This window comes from Erwinia sp. AC075, from assembly GCF_979253995.1.
This window is the reverse complement of record NZ_CEEDEU010000001.1, coordinates 5,031,089-5,047,586: the sequence shown is the minus strand read 5'-3', so window position 1 is coordinate 5,047,586 and position 16,498 is coordinate 5,031,089. Positions and strand designations below refer to the sequence as shown.

General features: G+C 52.2%; 14 protein-coding genes, 1 tRNA gene, 1 rRNA gene and 1 other annotated feature. Of the genes, 6 read left to right on the top strand and 10 right to left on the bottom strand.

The annotated features are described in order from the left end of the window. Positions 1 to 182: 182 nt before the first annotated feature. The 5 genes from AC0IXH_RS23430 to rluD form a co-directional block, all read right to left on the bottom strand. A tRNA-Glu gene (locus AC0IXH_RS23430) sits at positions 183 to 258 on the bottom strand. Positions 259 to 331: 73 nt separating this feature from the next. Continuing rightward, positions 332 to 1,872: ribosomal RNA gene (locus AC0IXH_RS23425) — 16S ribosomal RNA — on the bottom strand. Between the two features lie 475 nt (positions 1,873 to 2,347). After that, positions 2,348 to 4,921 carry an ATP-dependent chaperone ClpB gene (gene clpB, locus AC0IXH_RS23420; RefSeq protein ID WP_471721094.1) on the bottom strand — a complete coding sequence of 858 codons (2,574 nt, stop codon included), beginning with the start codon at positions 4,919 to 4,921 and terminating at the stop codon, positions 2,348 to 2,350. A 125-nt stretch (positions 4,922 to 5,046) separates the two neighbouring features. Beyond that, entirely contained in the window at positions 5,047 to 5,775 is a 729-nt protein-coding gene (yfiH, locus tag AC0IXH_RS23415; protein WP_471721093.1) for a purine nucleoside phosphorylase YfiH, read from the bottom strand. Then, on the bottom strand, positions 5,775 to 6,752 hold the full coding sequence (gene rluD, locus AC0IXH_RS23410) for a 23S rRNA pseudouridine(1911/1915/1917) synthase RluD (RefSeq protein WP_013203476.1): 978 nt from the start codon (positions 6,750 to 6,752) through the stop codon (positions 5,775 to 5,777). Before rluD ends, yfiH begins: the two co-directional genes overlap by 1 nt. Before the next feature lie 130 nt (positions 6,753 to 6,882). On the opposite strand from rluD, the gene bamD reads away from it, so the two are divergent. The 5 genes from bamD to AC0IXH_RS23385 all read left to right on the top strand — a co-directional run bounded on the left by bamD (position 6,883) and on the right by AC0IXH_RS23385 (position 11,534). Continuing rightward, positions 6,883 to 7,614 (top strand): outer membrane protein assembly factor BamD, encoded by a 732-nt coding sequence (gene bamD, locus AC0IXH_RS23405; protein ID WP_013203477.1) that lies wholly within the window; start codon positions 6,883 to 6,885, stop codon positions 7,612 to 7,614. 268 nt (positions 7,615 to 7,882) lie between these two features. Further along, on the top strand, positions 7,883 to 8,215 hold the full coding sequence (raiA, locus tag AC0IXH_RS23400; protein WP_013203478.1) for a ribosome-associated translation inhibitor RaiA: 333 nt from the start codon (positions 7,883 to 7,885) through the stop codon (positions 8,213 to 8,215). Positions 8,216 to 8,312: 97 nt separating this feature from the next. Next, positions 8,313 to 8,446 (top strand) — a sequence feature (Phe leader region). Positions 8,447 to 8,469: 23 nt separating this feature from the next. Then, complete coding sequence (pheA, locus tag AC0IXH_RS23395) at positions 8,470 to 9,630, top strand: bifunctional chorismate mutase/prephenate dehydratase (RefSeq protein WP_053143930.1); 1,161 nt, start codon at positions 8,470 to 8,472, stop codon at positions 9,628 to 9,630. 132 nt (positions 9,631 to 9,762) lie between these two features. Next, the gene (locus AC0IXH_RS23390; protein WP_471721092.1) at positions 9,763 to 10,815 is read left to right on the top strand and encodes an ABC transporter substrate-binding protein; all 1,053 of its coding nucleotides are present in this window, start codon (positions 9,763 to 9,765) and stop codon (positions 10,813 to 10,815) included. Further along, positions 10,815 to 11,534 carry a substrate-binding domain-containing protein gene (locus tag AC0IXH_RS23385; protein WP_471721091.1) on the top strand — a complete coding sequence of 240 codons (720 nt, stop codon included), beginning with the start codon at positions 10,815 to 10,817 and terminating at the stop codon, positions 11,532 to 11,534. Before AC0IXH_RS23390 ends, AC0IXH_RS23385 begins: the two co-directional genes overlap by 1 nt. 33 nt (positions 11,535 to 11,567) lie before the next feature. On the opposite strand, the gene tyrA is transcribed toward AC0IXH_RS23385, so the two are convergent. Beyond that, positions 11,568 to 12,689, bottom strand: a complete 1,122-nt coding sequence (gene tyrA, locus AC0IXH_RS23380; protein WP_471721090.1) for a bifunctional chorismate mutase/prephenate dehydrogenase — start codon at positions 12,687 to 12,689, stop codon at positions 11,568 to 11,570. Between the two features lie 2 nt (positions 12,690 to 12,691). Continuing rightward, positions 12,692 to 13,771, bottom strand: a complete 1,080-nt coding sequence (locus AC0IXH_RS23375) for a 3-deoxy-7-phosphoheptulonate synthase (RefSeq protein WP_206403679.1) — start codon at positions 13,769 to 13,771, stop codon at positions 12,692 to 12,694. A gap of 383 nt (positions 13,772 to 14,154) precedes the next feature. Between AC0IXH_RS23375 and AC0IXH_RS23370 the strand changes: the two genes are divergently transcribed. Beyond that, positions 14,155 to 14,670, top strand: coding sequence for a GNAT family N-acetyltransferase (locus AC0IXH_RS23370; RefSeq protein ID WP_471721089.1), 516 nt, complete (start codon positions 14,155 to 14,157; stop codon positions 14,668 to 14,670). A gap of 61 nt (positions 14,671 to 14,731) precedes the next feature. Here AC0IXH_RS23370 and rplS read toward each other — a convergent pair whose 3' ends face one another. From rplS to rimM, 3 genes are all read right to left on the bottom strand, one after another. Then, complete coding sequence (gene rplS, locus AC0IXH_RS23365) at positions 14,732 to 15,094, bottom strand: 50S ribosomal protein L19 (protein WP_013203485.1); 363 nt, start codon at positions 15,092 to 15,094, stop codon at positions 14,732 to 14,734. A 78-nt stretch (positions 15,095 to 15,172) separates the two neighbouring features. Then, positions 15,173 to 15,928 carry a tRNA (guanosine(37)-N1)-methyltransferase TrmD gene (trmD, locus tag AC0IXH_RS23360; protein ID WP_373421593.1) on the bottom strand — a complete coding sequence of 252 codons (756 nt, stop codon included), beginning with the start codon at positions 15,926 to 15,928 and terminating at the stop codon, positions 15,173 to 15,175. A 17-nt stretch (positions 15,929 to 15,945) separates the two neighbouring features. Then, positions 15,946 to 16,494 carry a ribosome maturation factor RimM gene (rimM, locus tag AC0IXH_RS23355; protein WP_041692103.1) on the bottom strand — a complete coding sequence of 183 codons (549 nt, stop codon included), beginning with the start codon at positions 16,492 to 16,494 and terminating at the stop codon, positions 15,946 to 15,948. Positions 16,495 to 16,498: the final 4 nt, after the last annotated feature.

The window sequence follows — 16,498 nt, the reverse complement described above, 5'->3', positions numbered from 1 at the left end:
TGAGAGACTCGAACATATCGTTGATTTCATTCTTATTACGGAGAATGAAAACGACATGTCGTTTCAATTTTCAGCTTGTTCCGGATTGTTAAAGAGCAAATATCTCAAACGTGACTCGTCCTTGCGGAGAGAATCAGTTTTGAGATACGGGTTGATAATGTCTTTCACTCATTATCAGGAGATGGCGTCCCCAAGGGGATTCGAACCCCTGTTACAGCCGTGAAAGGGCAGTGTCCTGGGCCTCTAGACGATGGGGACTCTGTTACTGTTGCTCATTACGTTTTCTATCAGACAATCTGTTGTGGACACTACGCGGGAGAGTATCTTCAGGTAAGGAGGTGATCCAACCGCAGGTTCCCCTACGGTTACCTTGTTACGACTTCACCCCAGTCATGAATCACAAAGTGGTAAGCGCCCTCCCGAAGGTTAAGCTACCTACTTCTTTTGCAACCCACTCCCATGGTGTGACGGGCGGTGTGTACAAGGCCCGGGAACGTATTCACCGTAGCATTCTGATCTACGATTACTAGCGATTCCGACTTCACGGAGTCGAGTTGCAGACTCCGATCCGGACTACGACGCACTTTGTGAGGTCCGCTTGCTCTCGCGAGTTCGCTTCTCTTTGTATGCGCCATTGTAGCACGTGTGTAGCCCTGGCCGTAAGGGCCATGATGACTTGACGTCATCCCCACCTTCCTCCGGTTTGTCACCGGCAGTCTCCTTTGAGTTCCCGACATTACTCGCTGGCAACAAAGGATAAGGGTTGCGCTCGTTGCGGGACTTAACCCAACATTTCACAACACGAGCTGACGACAGCCATGCAGCACCTGTCTCACGGTTCCCGAAGGCACTAAGGCATCTCTGCCGAATTCCGTGGATGTCAAGGCCAGGTAAGGTTCTTCGCGTTGCATCGAATTAAACCACATGCTCCACCGCTTGTGCGGGCCCCCGTCAATTCATTTGAGTTTTAACCTTGCGGCCGTACTCCCCAGGCGGTCGACTTAACGCGTTAGCTCCGGAAGCCACGCCTCAAGGGCACAACCTCCAAGTCGACATCGTTTACGGCGTGGACTACCAGGGTATCTAATCCTGTTTGCTCCCCACGCTTTCGCACCTGAGCGTCAGTCTTTGTCCAGGGGGCCGCCTTCGCCACCGGTATTCCTCCAGATCTCTACGCATTTCACCGCTACACCTGGAATTCTACCCCCCTCTACAAGACTCTAGCCTGCCAGTTTCAAATGCAGTTCCCAGGTTAAGCCCGGGGATTTCACATCTGACTTGACAGACCGCCTGCGTGCGCTTTACGCCCAGTAATTCCGATTAACGCTTGCACCCTCCGTATTACCGCGGCTGCTGGCACGGAGTTAGCCGGTGCTTCTTCTGCGGGTAACGTCAATCGACAAGGTTATTAACCTTATCGCCTTCCTCCCCGCTGAAAGTACTTTACAACCCGAAGGCCTTCTTCATACACGCGGCATGGCTGCATCAGGCTTGCGCCCATTGTGCAATATTCCCCACTGCTGCCTCCCGTAGGAGTCTGGACCGTGTCTCAGTTCCAGTGTGGCTGGTCATCCTCTCAGACCAGCTAGGGATCGTCGCCTAGGTGAGCCATTACCCCACCTACTAGCTAATCCCATCTGGGCACATCCGATGGTGTGAGGCCCGAAGGTCCCCCACTTTGGTCCGAAGACGTTATGCGGTATTAGCTACCGTTTCCAGTAGTTATCCCCCTCCATCAGGCAGTTTCCCAGACATTACTCACCCGTCCGCCACTCGTCACCCGAGAGCAAGCTCTCTGTGCTACCGTTCGACTTGCATGTGTTAGGCCTGCCGCCAGCGTTCAATCTGAGCCATGATCAAACTCTTCAATTAAAAGTTCGATTTGCTGAAACAAGTTCAGCGGTGCTCAAGTGTAAAACGTCATAATGAATTTCATTATGTGTTCACTCTTAAGGCTTGATATTTTTTTGCGCCTTGCGGCGCTGATATCAATCCTGCGAGTGCCCACACAGATTGTCTGATAAATTGTTAAAGAGCGTTGCGGTAAGTGCCTTAGCGCCTTACTGCGAGGTGGCGTATATTACGCTTTCCTCCTTCAGAGTCAACTTCTTTTTGGGAAGTTTTTCTCTGGCGATTCAGCTTCCTGAACCTCTGACCCGGTGACTCGTAAGTCGTTGTTCCGTGTCAGTGGAGGCGCAGTATAGGGAATTTCTGGAGACTGACAAGGGCTAAATGCAAAAAAACATTCAACCGCTCAATTTTCAACCCAAAACGCCAAATTGGCCCCTTTTACGACCACTTATTAAACAAAAATGGGCCCGAAGGCCCATTTTTATTTTTACCGCGATTACTGCTGAGCCACTATGGCATCGTCTTTTACATCCATTTCGATCGTTTTACCCGGGATCAGTGCACCAGAAAGTATCTGCTGCGCCAGCGGGTTCTCGATCTGCTGCTGGATAGCACGCTTCAACGGACGAGCACCATAAACCGGGTCATAGCCATTTTCAGCAAGCTTATGCAACGCAGCATCGGAAATGTGTAAGTCATATCCGCGATCGGCCAGGCGATCGTAAAGACGCTGCAACTGAATCTTGGCTATAGAAGCAATATGCTGCTCACCCAACGGATGGAAGACCACCAGCTCATCTATACGGTTAATGAACTCCGGACGGAAGTGCTGACCGACTACCGTCATCACCACGTCTTTCATTTCCGGATAGCTAAGCGCGCCAAACCGTTCCTGAATCAGATCGGAGCCCAGGTTAGAGGTCATGATCACCACCGTGTTGCGGAAGTCGACCGTTCTACCCTGACCATCCGTCAGACGTCCATCATCCAGAACCTGCAGTAAGATGTTGAAGACATCCGGGTGCGCTTTCTCCACCTCATCCAACAGGATCACCGAATACGGCCGGCGACGGACAGCTTCAGTCAGGTAACCGCCCTCTTCATATCCGACATAACCTGGAGGTGCACCCACCAAACGGGATACTGAATGCTTCTCCATAAACTCGGACATATCGAGACGTACCATCGCATCGTCACTGTCGAACATAAAGTTAGCCAGCGCTTTGCACAGCTCGGTCTTACCCACCCCTGTCGGGCCAAGGAACAGGAATGAACCAATCGGACGATTAGGATCCGCCAGACCCGCACGACTACGGCGAATCGCATTCGACACGGCTTCGACCGCTTCATTCTGTCCAATCACACGCTGATGCAGATCCTGCTCCATACGCAGTAACTTATCGCGCTCCCCTTCCATCATCCTGTCGACAGGGATCCCGGTCCAGCGAGCCAGCACGTCAGCAATTTCAACTTCGGTTACCCGGTTACGCAGCAAACGCATGGTTTTGCCTTCAGACTGCGTAGCCAGAGCCAGCTGTTTTTCCAGCTCAGGGATTTTCCCGTATTGCAGTTCAGACATCTGAGCCAGATCGCCAAGACGACGCGCCTGTTCCATTGCCAGCTTCGCCTGTTCCAGCTCAGCTTTAATTGTCTGAGTGCCGGAAAGAGAGGCTTTCTCCGATTTCCACTCTTCTTCAAGCTCAGAGTAATCACGCTCTTTCTGGTTCAGCTCTTCTTCCAGCATAGACAGCCGTTTGATACTGGCATCGTCAGTCTCTTTCTTCAGAGCCTGTTGCTCAAGCTTCAGCTGGATGATGCGGCGTTCCAGGCGATCCAGAGATTCCGGTTTTGAATCAATCTGCATACGAATGCTGGAACCGGCTTCATCAATCAGGTCGATGGCTTTATCCGGCAGCTGACGGTCGGCAATATAGCGATGCGATAAGGTTGCCGCAGCCACGATAGCCGGATCGGTGATCTGCACATGGTGGTGCAGCTCATAACGCTCTTTCAGACCACGCAGGATCGCGATGGTATCTTCCACGGTTGGCTCAGCCACATACACTTTCTGGAAACGACGCTCCAGAGCCGCATCTTTCTCAATATACTGACGATACTCATCGAGAGTGGTCGCGCCCACGCAGTGAAGCTCACCGCGAGCCAGTGCAGGTTTGAGCATGTTACCGGCATCCATCGCGCCGTCAGCTTTACCTGCGCCAACCATAGTATGCAGCTCATCAATAAACAGAATGACATTGCCTTCCTGTTTAGAGAGATCGTTCAGTACGGCTTTCAGACGCTCTTCGAACTCACCGCGGTATTTCGCACCGGCCACCAGCGCACCCATATCAAGAGAAAGCACCCGGCGCCCTTTCAGCCCCTCCGGCACTTCGCCATTTATGATTCGCTGGGCAAGCCCTTCGACGATAGCGGTTTTACCTACACCAGGCTCACCGATCAAAACCGGGTTGTTTTTTGTACGGCGCTGCAGAACCTGAATGGTGCGACGAATTTCTTCATCACGACCAATCACCGGGTCCAGTTTGCCGGACTCAGCACGTTCGGTCAGGTCGATGGTGTATTTTTTCAGTGCCTGGCGCTGATCTTCAGCCCCTTGATCGTTCACGTTTTCGCCTCCACGCATTTGGTCAATTGCCTTGCTCAGTTTGTCAGTGGTCACACCGGCAGATTTCAGAAGATCGGCCAGCGAACCGCGCGACTCAAGAGCAGCCAGAACAAACAGTTCGGATGAAATGAAATTATCAGCACGTTTTTGAGCCAGCTTGTCACAGAAATTCAGAACACGAACCAGGTCCGCAGAAGGCTGAACATCGCCATCCGTTCCTTCCACCTGCGGCAAACGGCCGATAGCCTGTTCAACACTGCTGCGCAAAGCAGCGGTATCAACACCGGCGGTGGTCAGTAAAGGACGTACGGATCCGCCTTCCTGAGTCAGTAATGCACTCATTAAGTGGAGAGGTTCGATAAATTGATTGTCGCGACCCAGGGCTAAAGACTGGGCATCGGCGAGAGCAAGCTGGAATTTGTTAGTAAGACGATCCAGACGCATAATTCCCCCATTCAGGTCAAATTGCTACTGGAGATTAAATGAGGTCATCCCTCAAATTTTCAAGTTTAATGACCTAAATATTTTGGTGAAAAATACATCATTCTGGACCGTCTTATGGCGCTAGGTTATATCAGCCAGATCAAACTTGCCAGACGGCCGGTGATGCCATCGCGTCGGAAGGAGAAGAATTCAGTGGGTTTTGAGAGGGTGCAAAGGCCGCCACCCGAGATGTGGCGCACTCCGCTGCGGACTAAACGCTCTCTGGCAAGTTGCCAAATATCCGCATAATATTTTTCACCAACAGGCCTGAAAGCCCTGTCACTGTGCATTTTTTGCGCTAAAAATGCGTCCCGAACCTCGGGACCCACTTCAAAAGCGTCTGGCCCGATCGCCGGCCCCAGCCAGGCATGTATCTCTTCCGGCGGCGCATTAAATGCTGCCAGCGTCGATTCCAGTACGCCCTGGCAAAGACCTCGCCAGCCAGCATGTGCCGCCGCCACTTCCTTGCCATCTGAAGAACAAAAAAGCACCGGCAAACAGTCGGCTGTCATCACTGCGCAAGCTATTCCGCGCTGACGGGTGTAAACGGCATCCGCCTTTAAGCTGTCAGGTTGACCGCCCGTCAGGTGAAGCACCTCAGTACCATGAACTTGTTCAAGCCAGACTGGCATTGCAGGCAGCTCGCCCAGCTCAACCAGACGCTGACGATTAGCCTGCACATGCAGAGGATTATCCCCCACATGTGCGCCAAGATTCAATGAGTCCCACGGCAAGCAGCTTACGCCACCCACCCGGGTTGAGCTGCATGCCCGCACAGTGGCAGGCAGCGTCCAGTCAGGCGTGATCAGGCTCATTACCAGTCCATCTGATCCTTGAATTCAGCGGTATCCGCTTTCATCTCTGCGATCAGGTCAACCATATCCTGAGGCAACGGCGCATGCCATTCCATTTCAATGCCGCTAATCGGATGGTACAGGCGAAGCATGGTGGCATGCAGAGCCTGACGATCGAACTTACGCAGCATCGCAATAAATGATTCCGACGCGCCCTTCGGCGGACGCGGACGGCCACCGTATAACTGATCGCCCACCAGCGGATGGTTAATGTGCGCCATATGGACACGGATCTGGTGAGTACGGCCGGTTTCCAGACGCAGACGCAGGCGCGTATGCACACGGAAATGCTCCATGATGCGGTAATGCGTAGTGGCAGGTTTACCGGTTGGGTGAACCGCCATATGCGTACGCTTGGTGGAGTGACGGCTGATAGGCTCGTCAACCGTACCGCCCGCCGTCATTCTGCCGATCGCCACAGCTTCATACTCACGGGTGATTTCTCTTAACTGCAAAGATTCCACCAGATGCGTTTGCGCTGGAACGGTTTTCGCCACCACCATCAGACCCGTTGTGTCTTTATCGAGGCGATGAACGATACCCGCACGCGGCACGTCAGCGATGGCCGGGAAATGATGCAACAGTGCATTCAGCACGGTGCCATCGGGATTACCGGCACCGGGATGGACAACCAGACCGCGTGGTTTGTTGATGACCAGAATGTCTTCATCTTCATATACGATGTCTAAAGGAATGTCCTGCGCTTCCCAGCGTGCTTCTTCTTCAATTTCAGCATCAATAGCGATTTGTTCGCTACCGAGCACTTTTTCCTTCGGTTTGTCGATGATTACGCCATTGACGGTGACGCGACGGTCGAGAATCCACTCTTTTATACGAGATCGAGAATAATCAGGGAACAATTCGGCCAAAGCCTGATCTAAGCGTTGTCCGAGTTGTGATTCGGATACCGTTGCGTTGAGTTTTACTTGTTGTGCCATAAACAGCTTCTTCGTTAACGTTGGGTTTTCACGGCGATGCCGTTTAATATAATGTGCTATTGTACCTGGTCACTATCGGGAGCTACATGGACAGCTTCCTGAATAACACTCTGAGGATAATCAAATCGTCATGACGCGTATGAAATATCTGGTGGCTGCAGCCACGTTGAGCCTGGCATTGGCTGGTTGTTCCGGTTCGAAGGAAACGGTGCCTGACAATCCGCCTTCTGAAATCTATGCCACAGCCCAGCAAAAACTGCAGGACGGTAACTTTAAAGGAGCAATAACGCAACTGGAAGCGCTTGATAACCGCTACCCGTTCGGCCCTTACTCCCAGCAAGTTCAGCTAGACTTGATCTACGCTTACTACAAAAATGCCGATTTGCCGCTGGCGCAGGCCGCAATTGACCGCTTCATGCGTCTGAATCCAACCCACCCGAATATTGATTACGTGATTTATATGCGTGGTCTGACGGATATGGCGCTGGACGATAGCGCACTGCAGGGCTTTTTCGGCATCGACCGCTCTGACCGCGATCCGACGCATGCGCGTGACGCCTTCCATGATTTCTCTCAGCTGCTGCGCGGTTACCCGAACAGTCAATATGCAACAGATGCAAGAAAGCGTCTGGTGTATCTGAAAGATCGTCTGGCGAAATATGAATTATCCGTTGCTCAATTCTACACTAAGCGCGAGGCTTATGTCGCAGTAGTTAACCGTGTTGAGCAAATGATGAAAGATTATCCGGACACTCAGGCTACGCGCACGGCACTGCCACTGATGGAAAATGCATACCGTCAGCTGCAGTTAAATGCTGAAGCGGACAAAGTCGCTAAGTTGATTGCAGCAAATCAGGCTTAAGCGTTGAAATGAAAAATGGCAGCCCGTGGCTGCCATTTTTTTGCTCAGAATTCCTGCTAATTGCCCAGTTCTCTTCTGAGTTATCCAGTCAATAATGCCCGCTAAAAAGCGCCCCGACAACCCCCATTTCAGCATTTCTCCTCCCATCTCACAGATTTCTCCACATTGACAAAAAGTGACAAAAAAACGTGATGTGAATCACGCATAAACCTCTTTTTCGAGGTATGCTGGACCTACATTCGACGGAAATGACAGAGAGGTAAGCACTATGGTTCTGAACATTACCAGCAAGCACATGGAAATCACTCCGGCTATCCGCCAACATGTCGAAGACCGTCTCGCCAAGCTCGAAAAATGGCAAACTGACCTGATAAAACCCCATATCGTTCTTTCAAAGGAGCCGAAGGAATTTGTCGCTGATGCCACCATCAATACGCCAAATGGCCCGCTGGTCGCCAGCGCGAAGCATGATGATATGTATACGGCTATCAATGATCTGATCGGAAAACTGGAACGCCAGCTGAACAAGGTTCAGCATAAAGGTGAAGCGCGCCGCGCCAATGCCAGTGTGAAAGACCTGAGCATCATCGATCAGGAATAGACGTCAAAAGGAAGATAACGCGCCTCAGGGCGCGTTTTTTATTGACAGAAATAAATTGCAGCGGTTACTTTAAACGCTCTCCGGTTCTGGATAGCACAATGCACAAACGACCGTTCTTCTTCGCATTCTTTTTTACCTTCTTTACCTTCCCCTGATTGGGAGGCAATTCGTCGTGTAAGAATGAATGCGAAGACGAACTACAAAGCCTCCCCAGCGGGAGGCTTTTTTTTTATGAACATCTGACAGGTAGCCTTATGACCCCTGAGAATCCCCTGCTCGGCCTGCGCGATAAAATCAGCGCGCTGGATGAACAACTGCTGAATATGCTTGCTCAACGCCGGGCGCTGGCGATTGAGGTTGCAACGGCGAAGATGGCAACACATCGCCCTATCCGCGACATCGACCGCGAGCGAGACCTGCTTGAGCATCTGATTACCCTTGGCAAAGGCCACAAGCTGGACGCGCATTACATCACGCGTCTGTTTCAGCTGATTATCGAAGACTCGGTGCTGACGCAGCAAGCCCTGCTGCAAAAGCACCTCAATAAGACCACGGCTCAATCCGCACGCGTTGCCTTCCTCGGCCCGAAAGGTTCTTACTCCCATCTGGCTGCACGCAACTACGCCGCGCGCCATTTTGAGACATTTATCGAAAGCGGCTGTCTGAAATTCCAGGACATCTTTAATCAGGTTGAAACCGGCCAGGCGGACTATGCGGTGTTGCCGATCGAAAATACCAGCTCCGGCTCGATCAACGATGTCTATGACCTGCTGCAACTGACCAGCCTTTCAATTGTCGGCGAGATGACCATTCCGATCGATCACTGCGTGCTGGTCAACGGCAGCACCGATCTGCAACAAATCGAGACGGTTTACAGTCATCCTCAGCCTTTCCAGCAGTGTAGCCAGTTCATTAATCGCTATCCGCACTGGAAAATTGAGTACACCGAAAGCACTGCTGCCGCGATGGAAAAAGTCGCCGCCATGAACTCGCCTAAAGTTGCCGCCATTGGTAGCGAAGCAGGCGGAGATCTTTATGGGCTGCAGGTACTGGAACGTAACCTGGCGAATCAGAAGCAAAATATCACCCGCTTCATTATCCTCGCCCGCAAACCGGTAGAGGTGACGCCGCAGGTTCCCGCTAAAACCACGCTGATTATGGCTACAGGCCAGCAAGCGGGTGCGCTGGTAGAAGCCCTGCTGGTTCTGCGTCAGCACAACCTGGTGATGAGTAAGCTGGAATCCCGTCCCATCAACGGCAATCCATGGGAAGAGATGTTTTATATCGATTTCCAGGGCAACCTGCGTTCCGATGAGGTTCAGCAGGCATTGAAAGAGCTGACGCCGATTACCCGTTCCCTGAAAGTGCTGGGTTGCTACCCGAGCGAAAACGTTATCCCGGTTGAACCTGAATAAGCTTTAACGCCTTCCAGGCATTGGCCATCTCAACCCCGGCCGATGCCTCCTCGACTTGTTTGCGCAGAATCATTGTCTCCTTTCGACCTAACGCTATATTATGCTTTATATAACGTTACTCAGGGAATCACCATGTTGCGCGCCTTCAAGACTGCTGCTTTTACCGCCCTACTCGCCCTTGCTCCTTTTTGCTCCCAGGCTGCCCGTCAGGTCACCGATCAGTTAGGCCGGCAGGTCACCATCCCGGATCGTGTCGATCGCGTGGTGGTTCTGCAGCATCAGACGCTGAACCTGTTAGTCCAGCTCGACGCGACCAATACCATGGTTGGCATTCTGGGTAACTGGAAACAACAGTTAGGAGACGGCTATCAGCGTCTGGTCCCGCAGCTGGCCACCATTCCTGCGCTGGGCGATCTGACGCATGTTGACGTGGAGAAATTGGTCGCGCTGCATCCGCAGGTAGTTTTTGTCACCAACTACGCCCCGAAAGAGATGATCGACCAGATCCAAAACCTTGGCATTGCGGTGATTGCGATTTCACTGCGTAGCGGTGATGAGAAACAGCAAGGTGAACTGACCCCTCAGTTACAGAACGAAGATCAGGCTTATAACCAGGGCCTGAAGGACGGGATCAGATTGATCGGTGAGGTGGTAAACCATCAGCCACAGGCCGAAGCGCTGATTAAAGCGACTTTTGACGAGCGCCAGCAAACGGCGGATCGACTGAAAGACATTCCTGCCGAACGGCGGATCCGCGCTTATATGGCCAATCCGGATCTGACGACTTATGGTTCCGGAAAATACACCGGGTTGATGATGGCACATGCCGGTGCGTTGAACGTCGCGGCAGCCACGGTCAAAGGCTTCAAGCAGGTCTCGATGGAGCAAATCATCGCCTGGAACCCGCAGGTGATCTTTGTACAGGACCGTTACCCAAAAGTGATCGATGAGATCAATCAGCAGCCAGCCTGGCAAGCCGTAGATGCGGTAAAAAATCACCGCGTTTATCTGATGCCTGAGTATGCAAAGGCCTGGGGTTATCCAATGCCGGAAGCGCTGGCACTGGGCGAACTGTGGATGGCGAAGAAGCTGTATCCTGAAAAATTCAGCGATATCGATATGCAGAAAAGAGCCGACAGCTGGTATCAACGTTTCTACCGTACTCACTACGTTGGCGGTAATTGATGTGCAGCATAACGGTCTTAGCGGCCGGCAGCCTGCGGGTGGTCTGGCCCAGATTAATGATGGCATTCGAACGGGAAAGTGGCATCAGCGTGACGACTGATTTTGGTCCTGCTGGCCTGCTGTTGCAACGCATCGAACAGGGCGAAGCCTGCGATCTGTTTGCGTCAGCCAATTCAGCCCATCCTCAGACTTTGGTTGAGAAAGGACAGGCAATCCATACCGCCCTGTTTACCCACAATCAACTCTGTCTGAGCGTTACCGCTACGCTGGCTGCACAAGGTCGTGACTGGTTAGATCTGTTGCGGGATCCGCACTTGCGCCTGGCAACGTCCACGCCATTAAGCGATCCGTCAGGCGATTATACCTGGCAGCTTTTTGATCGTATTGACGCGACGCATCCCGGAGAAGGCACGGCGTTAAAGCAGCGAGCGATGCCACTGGTTGGTGGCCCGCAAAGCACAGCCATCCCGGCCGGAGAACTGGCTGCGAGCTGGTTACTGAATACCAAACAGGCTGAGATGTTTATTGGCTATCAGAGCTACGCGCCATTGCTGAAAGAGAAGGGAAACCTGGTTACGCTATCCATTCCCGCGCCCTGGCAAATCACGGCTGATTATGCTTTTGCCGTGTGTCAGGAGCGTGCGCAACCACTGGCAGCATTTTTACTGTCAGCCAGGGCTCAGCAGATATTTAAGGATGCGGTTTTTTGCAGTGAATAGAAAAAAGCCGTTTCCGGCCTTTTAATGGAGAGATTACGGTCGGCTGTCATTCGCCTGGCGTAGCAGCGTACGGCTTTCCAGCATGAAACGTTGGGCATAATCGCCAAACCAGTGCTCCACTTTGCGGAAGCTGGTAATAAACGCCTGCTTATCGCCCTGCTCCAGCAGCTTGATAGCTTCACCGAATCGCTCGTAGTAACGTTTAATCAGCGCCAGATTATTCTCGGACGACATAATGATGTCCGCATACAACTGTGGGTCCTGAGCAAACAGCCTGCCCACCATCGCCAACTCCAGCCGGTAGATTGGCGAGGAGAGCGCCAGCAGCTGTTCGAGCTGCACATTCTCTTCGGCCAGATGTAAGCCATAAGCGAAGGTTGCGAAGTGACGCAGCGCCTGAATAAAGGCCATGTTCTGATCGTGTTCCACCGCGCTGATGCGGTGTAGACGCGCGCCCCACACCTGAATCTGTTCCAGCAGCCATTGATAGGCCTCTGGCTGACGGCCATCGCACCACACCACTAACTGCTTCGCCAGGCTTCCACTGTCAGGACCAAACATCGGGTGCAGGCCTAAAACCGGGCCGCTGTGCGCCGCCAACATCGCCTGCAACGGACTGTTTTTTACCGATGCCAGATCGACCAGAATACAGTCGTCAGGCAATGGCGGCAGCCCGGCAATCACCTGCTCGGTCAGGTGGATCGGTACGCTGATGATCACCATTCCGGCATCAGACAGCATACTCTCAGCCTGTTCCCAGTCTTCTTTATCAAGGATCTTCACCTGATAGCCGGACAGCGTGAGCATCTTTTCAAACAGACGCCCCATCTGCCCTCTGCCACCGACAATCACCACCGGGCGCAGATCGGGATTCAGCGTTTTAAAGCCTTTATCATTTTCGCTGGTGTAGGATTCACGCATCACCCGACGAAGAATATCTTCGATCAGGTCAGGCGGGACACCGAGCAACTCAGCTTCTTTGCGGCGTGAAGCCAGCATTGAGGCTTCACGCTCTGGAACATAAATCGGTAATCCATAACGGCTCTTTACCTCGCCGACTTCAGCGACGAGGTGCAGACGTTTGGCCAGCAGATCGAGCAGCGCTTTATCAACTTCATCAATTTGATCGCGTAGCGCGGTCAGTTCAGCCACCATAATTAATCCTCTTGCGACAGACGCGCCGCCAGCACTCCGTTCAGGTCCTGATGAATTTCACGCAGCAAGGTTTCCGTGGTTTCCCAGTTGATGCAGGCATCAGTAACGGAAACGCCGTAGCGCATATCGCTGCGCGGTTGCTCGGAAGACTGGTTGCCTTCGTGAATATTGCTTTCCAGCATCAGGCCCATAATTGAACGGTTGCCGTCTTTGATCTGCGCTACCGCAGATTCAGCCACGCCGGACTGACGACGAAAATCTTTGTTAGAATTGCCATGGCTGCAATCTATCATCAAGGAAGGACGGAGTCCCGCCTGACGCATCTCTTTTTCACACTGCGCGACATCTTCCGGGCCGTAGTTCGGGCTTTTGCCGCCACGCAGGATCACATGACCATCCGGATTGCCCTGGGTCTGCAACAGGCACACCTGGCCACTCTGATTGATGCCGACAAAACGGTGAGGCATTGATGCCGCACGCATGGCGTTGATCGCCGTGCCCAGGCTGCCGTCAGTGCCATTTTTAAAGCCAACCGGCATGGATAAGCCCGATGCCATTTCGCGGTGAGTCTGAGATTCTGTGGTACGCGCACCAATTGCTGACCAGCTGAACAGATCGCCAAGGTATTGCGGGCTGTTAGGATCCAGCGCTTCGGTCGCCAGCGGCAGGCCCATTTCAACCAGGTCCAACAACAGACGGCGAGCAATGTGCAGACCGGCTTCCATATCGAAAGAGTTATCCATGTACGGGTCGTTGATTAAGCCTTTCCAGCCAACGGTCGTACGAGGTTTTTCAAAATAGACACGCATAACGATGTACAACTGATCCTTCAGTTGCTCGGAGAGACCTTTCAGCTGACGAGCATATTCCAACGCGGCTTCAGTATCGTGAATTGAGCAAGGGCCACAAACCACCAACAAACGGTGATCTTTGCCGCTGGTGATATCGGCAATGGTCTGGCGGGAAGCGGTGATTTGCGCTTCCAGCGCTGCATTCAGCGGGAACTGTTTTTTTAACTCTTCTGGCGTGATCAGAATCTGTTCGCCAGCGATATGGACATTATTAAGCGCGTCTTTTTGCATGATGGTCATCCTGTTTCTCTCGATATGCGTAGGTCAGCCCTCTATGGGGTGATTGATAATGTATCATATGCGATACAAAACTCAATCCACGCATGTACACTTTTATTACCACAACCAATCACCCTTTGAACTTATTTAAATAAATCCATATAAATCATATCTATAAATAACCAAGCGCACCCCTAACCCACAAATAATATGTACACCTAACTTTACACTGATATATGAAATTTCCCCTGTTTTATTCGTGCCATCCCGTTCACTCTAGATTTTCTGCGCGTGCATAAAGGGCACGGGCAGACATAAGATTCGTTCGTGAATGTTGAAATGATAACCTATGATGAAGATAACTAAGGATTAATCCCGCTAAAGGAGAGCCTGCAATGAAAATCCATCTTCGGCCCTACCGTGATGAAGATGCTCCCGCATTCTCTCAAGCCGTGAATGATTCAATGGATACGTTGAGTCCCTGGTTACTGTGGGCGCACTCAGGATTCACTGAAGCCGAAGCCCGCCAGTGGTTCGCCATCTCTCATCTGCTGCGAGATAAAGGGGATGCCAATGAACTGGGGCTGTTCGCAGAAGACGGGCGCTTGCTGGGTGGCGCAGGGTTACGCTACTCCAGAGAGCAGCAGAATCATTGTTCCATCGGCTACTGGGTGCGTAGTAGTGAACAGCGTCAGGGGATTGCCAGCTCCGCGGTGCAGTATCTGGTCGATCTCGCCTGGCAAAGTCCGGAAAGAGAGATGGTGGAGATCCTGGCCGTTGAAGAGAATCTGGCCAGCCGGGGTGTGGCGCTAAAGTGTGGCGCGGAGTTTATCGGCATTAAGTACGGTTTGATCGTGCTGGACAGCGGTCCGGTGAACACCGCCATCTACCATTTTCACCGACAGCGGTAAGGCAAATTTCAGGCACAAAAAAAGGGGCCGCCTTTCGGTCAGCCCCTTGTTCGCTATTAACTTAAGAAGTTGCTTTAGCGCCCAAACGTTCTTTGATACGTGCAGACTTACCAGTACGCTCACGCAGATAGTACAGTTTAGCCTGACGCACGGCGCCACGACGTTTCACAGCAATGCTGTCGATAACCGGTGAGTGAGTCTGGAATACACGCTCAACACCTTCGCCGTTAGAAATTTTACGAACAGTGAATGCAGAGTGCAGACCGCGGTTACGAATAGCGATAACCACGCCCTCGAATGCCTGCAGACGTTTCTTAGAACCTTCAACGACCCATACTTTCACTTCCACGGAATCACCCGGACGGAATGAAGGTACGTCCTGTTTCATCTGCTCTTGTTCAATTTGCTTAATAATGTTGCTCATAATTAAATCTCTTATCCTGGGTAAACTGATATTCAGGCGCGCGGCGATTGCCGTGCATGCCCATCATCGTTATGTTGCTTAGCGAAGCTCCTTTTGGAACTCCTTCAGCAACTTTGCTTGCTCTTCAGTCAGAGCCAGGTTTTCCAGAAGTTCAGGTCTTCTTAGCCAGGTACGGCCCAACGACTGTTTCAGGCGCCAACGGCGAATTTCAGCATGGTTGCCCGACAGCAGAACTGGCGGAACCTCCATCCCTTCTAACACTTCAGGTCGGGTGTAGTGTGGGCAATCCAGCAAACCGTTAGAGAACGAATCTTCATCGGCTGACGCCTGCTTACCCAGTACGCCTGGAATAAACCGGGCAACTGAATCAATCAGCGTCATTGCGGGTAGCTCCCCACCACTGAGTACGTAATCGCCAATCGACCATTCTTCATCGATTTCGGTTTTGATTACGCGCTCATCAATCCCTTCATAACGACCACATACCAGAATCAGTTTCTGGTTGGTCGCCAGCTCGCAAACCCCATCTTGATCGAGTTTGCGACCCTGAGGTGAAAGATAAATCACCTTAGCGCCTTCTCCTGCCGCCGCTTTTGCTGCGTGGATGGCATCCCGTAAGGGTTGAACCATCATTAGCATCCCCGGTCCGCCGCCGAATGGACGTTCGTCCACGGTGCGGTGCCGGTCATGAGCGAAGTCACGAGGACTCCAGCTCTGGATGCTGAGCAGGCCATTTTTTACTGCCCGGCCAGTTACTCCGTAATCGGTAATCGCGCTGAACATCTCTGGGAACAGGCTGATAACGCCAATCCACAGCGATGAAGCGGGAACCATACCGTCTTGTCCGGAGCTCAAAAACCAGGATCCCAATCTACTTCAATGGTGCCGGTAGTGAGATCGACATTCTTGATAACCTGTCCATCAAGGAACGGAATTAACCGCTCCTTCGCACCGAATGCATCCTTCAGGTTTGCCTGTACGACGAGAACGTCGTTCGAACCGGTTTCCATCAACTCAGTGACTTTACCCAGCTCGTAACCTTCAGTGGTGACTACCTGGCAACCTATAAGGTCTTTCCAGTAGTAATCGCCGCCGTCCAGTTCCGGCAACTGCTCTGAGTCCACGACAATTTCGCAATTCGTCAGCAGACCGGCAGTATCACGATCGTCAATGCCTTTGACTTTGATGATCATGTCCTGATTGTGGCGCTTCCAGCCTTCCAGCTCGACAAGCTGCCATTGACCCGCACGTTGGATAAACCACGGCTGATAGTCAAAAATGCTTTCGGCATCTTCGGTGGAGGAAAACACTTTGAGCCAACCACGGATACCGTAGGCTGATCCCATCTTCCCCAGAATTAATGGGTTAGCTGGAGACCGCGCGGCGAGTTGCTTGCTCATGTTG

What these genes read in the sequence shown, in the direction of transcription:
- raiA (WP_013203478.1), top strand. Translation starts at nt 7,883, where the DNA reads ATGGTTCTGAACATTACCAGCAAGCACATGGAAATCACTCCGGCTATC.
- AC0IXH_RS23385 (WP_471721091.1), top strand. Translation starts at nt 10,815, where the DNA reads ATGTGCAGCATAACGGTCTTAGCGGCCGGCAGCCTGCGGGTGGTCTGG.
- yfiH (WP_471721093.1), bottom strand. Translation starts at nt 5,775, where the DNA reads ATGAGCCTGATCACGCCTGACTGGACGCTGCCTGCCACTGTGCGGGCA.
- rplS (WP_013203485.1), bottom strand. Translation starts at nt 15,094, where the DNA reads ATGAGCAACATTATTAAGCAAATTGAACAAGAGCAGATGAAACAGGAC.
- rluD (WP_013203476.1), bottom strand. Translation starts at nt 6,752, where the DNA reads ATGGCACAACAAGTAAAACTCAACGCAACGGTATCCGAATCACAACTC.
- tyrA (WP_471721090.1), bottom strand. Translation starts at nt 12,689, where the DNA reads ATGGTGGCTGAACTGACCGCGCTACGCGATCAAATTGATGAAGTTGAT.
- AC0IXH_RS23390 (WP_471721092.1), top strand. Translation starts at nt 9,763, where the DNA reads ATGTTGCGCGCCTTCAAGACTGCTGCTTTTACCGCCCTACTCGCCCTT.
- clpB (WP_471721094.1), bottom strand. Translation starts at nt 4,921, where the DNA reads ATGCGTCTGGATCGTCTTACTAACAAATTCCAGCTTGCTCTCGCCGAT.
- AC0IXH_RS23370 (WP_471721089.1), top strand. Translation starts at nt 14,155, where the DNA reads ATGAAAATCCATCTTCGGCCCTACCGTGATGAAGATGCTCCCGCATTC.
- pheA (WP_053143930.1), top strand. Translation starts at nt 8,470, where the DNA reads ATGACCCCTGAGAATCCCCTGCTCGGCCTGCGCGATAAAATCAGCGCG.
- bamD (WP_013203477.1), top strand. Translation starts at nt 6,883, where the DNA reads ATGACGCGTATGAAATATCTGGTGGCTGCAGCCACGTTGAGCCTGGCA.
- trmD (WP_373421593.1), bottom strand. Translation starts at nt 15,928, where the DNA reads ATGGTTCCCGCTTCATCGCTGTGGATTGGCGTTATCAGCCTGTTCCCA.
- AC0IXH_RS23375 (WP_206403679.1), bottom strand. Translation starts at nt 13,771, where the DNA reads ATGCAAAAAGACGCGCTTAATAATGTCCATATCGCTGGCGAACAGATT.
- rimM (WP_041692103.1), bottom strand. Translation starts at nt 16,494, where the DNA reads ATGAGCAAGCAACTCGCCGCGCGGTCTCCAGCTAACCCATTAATTCTG.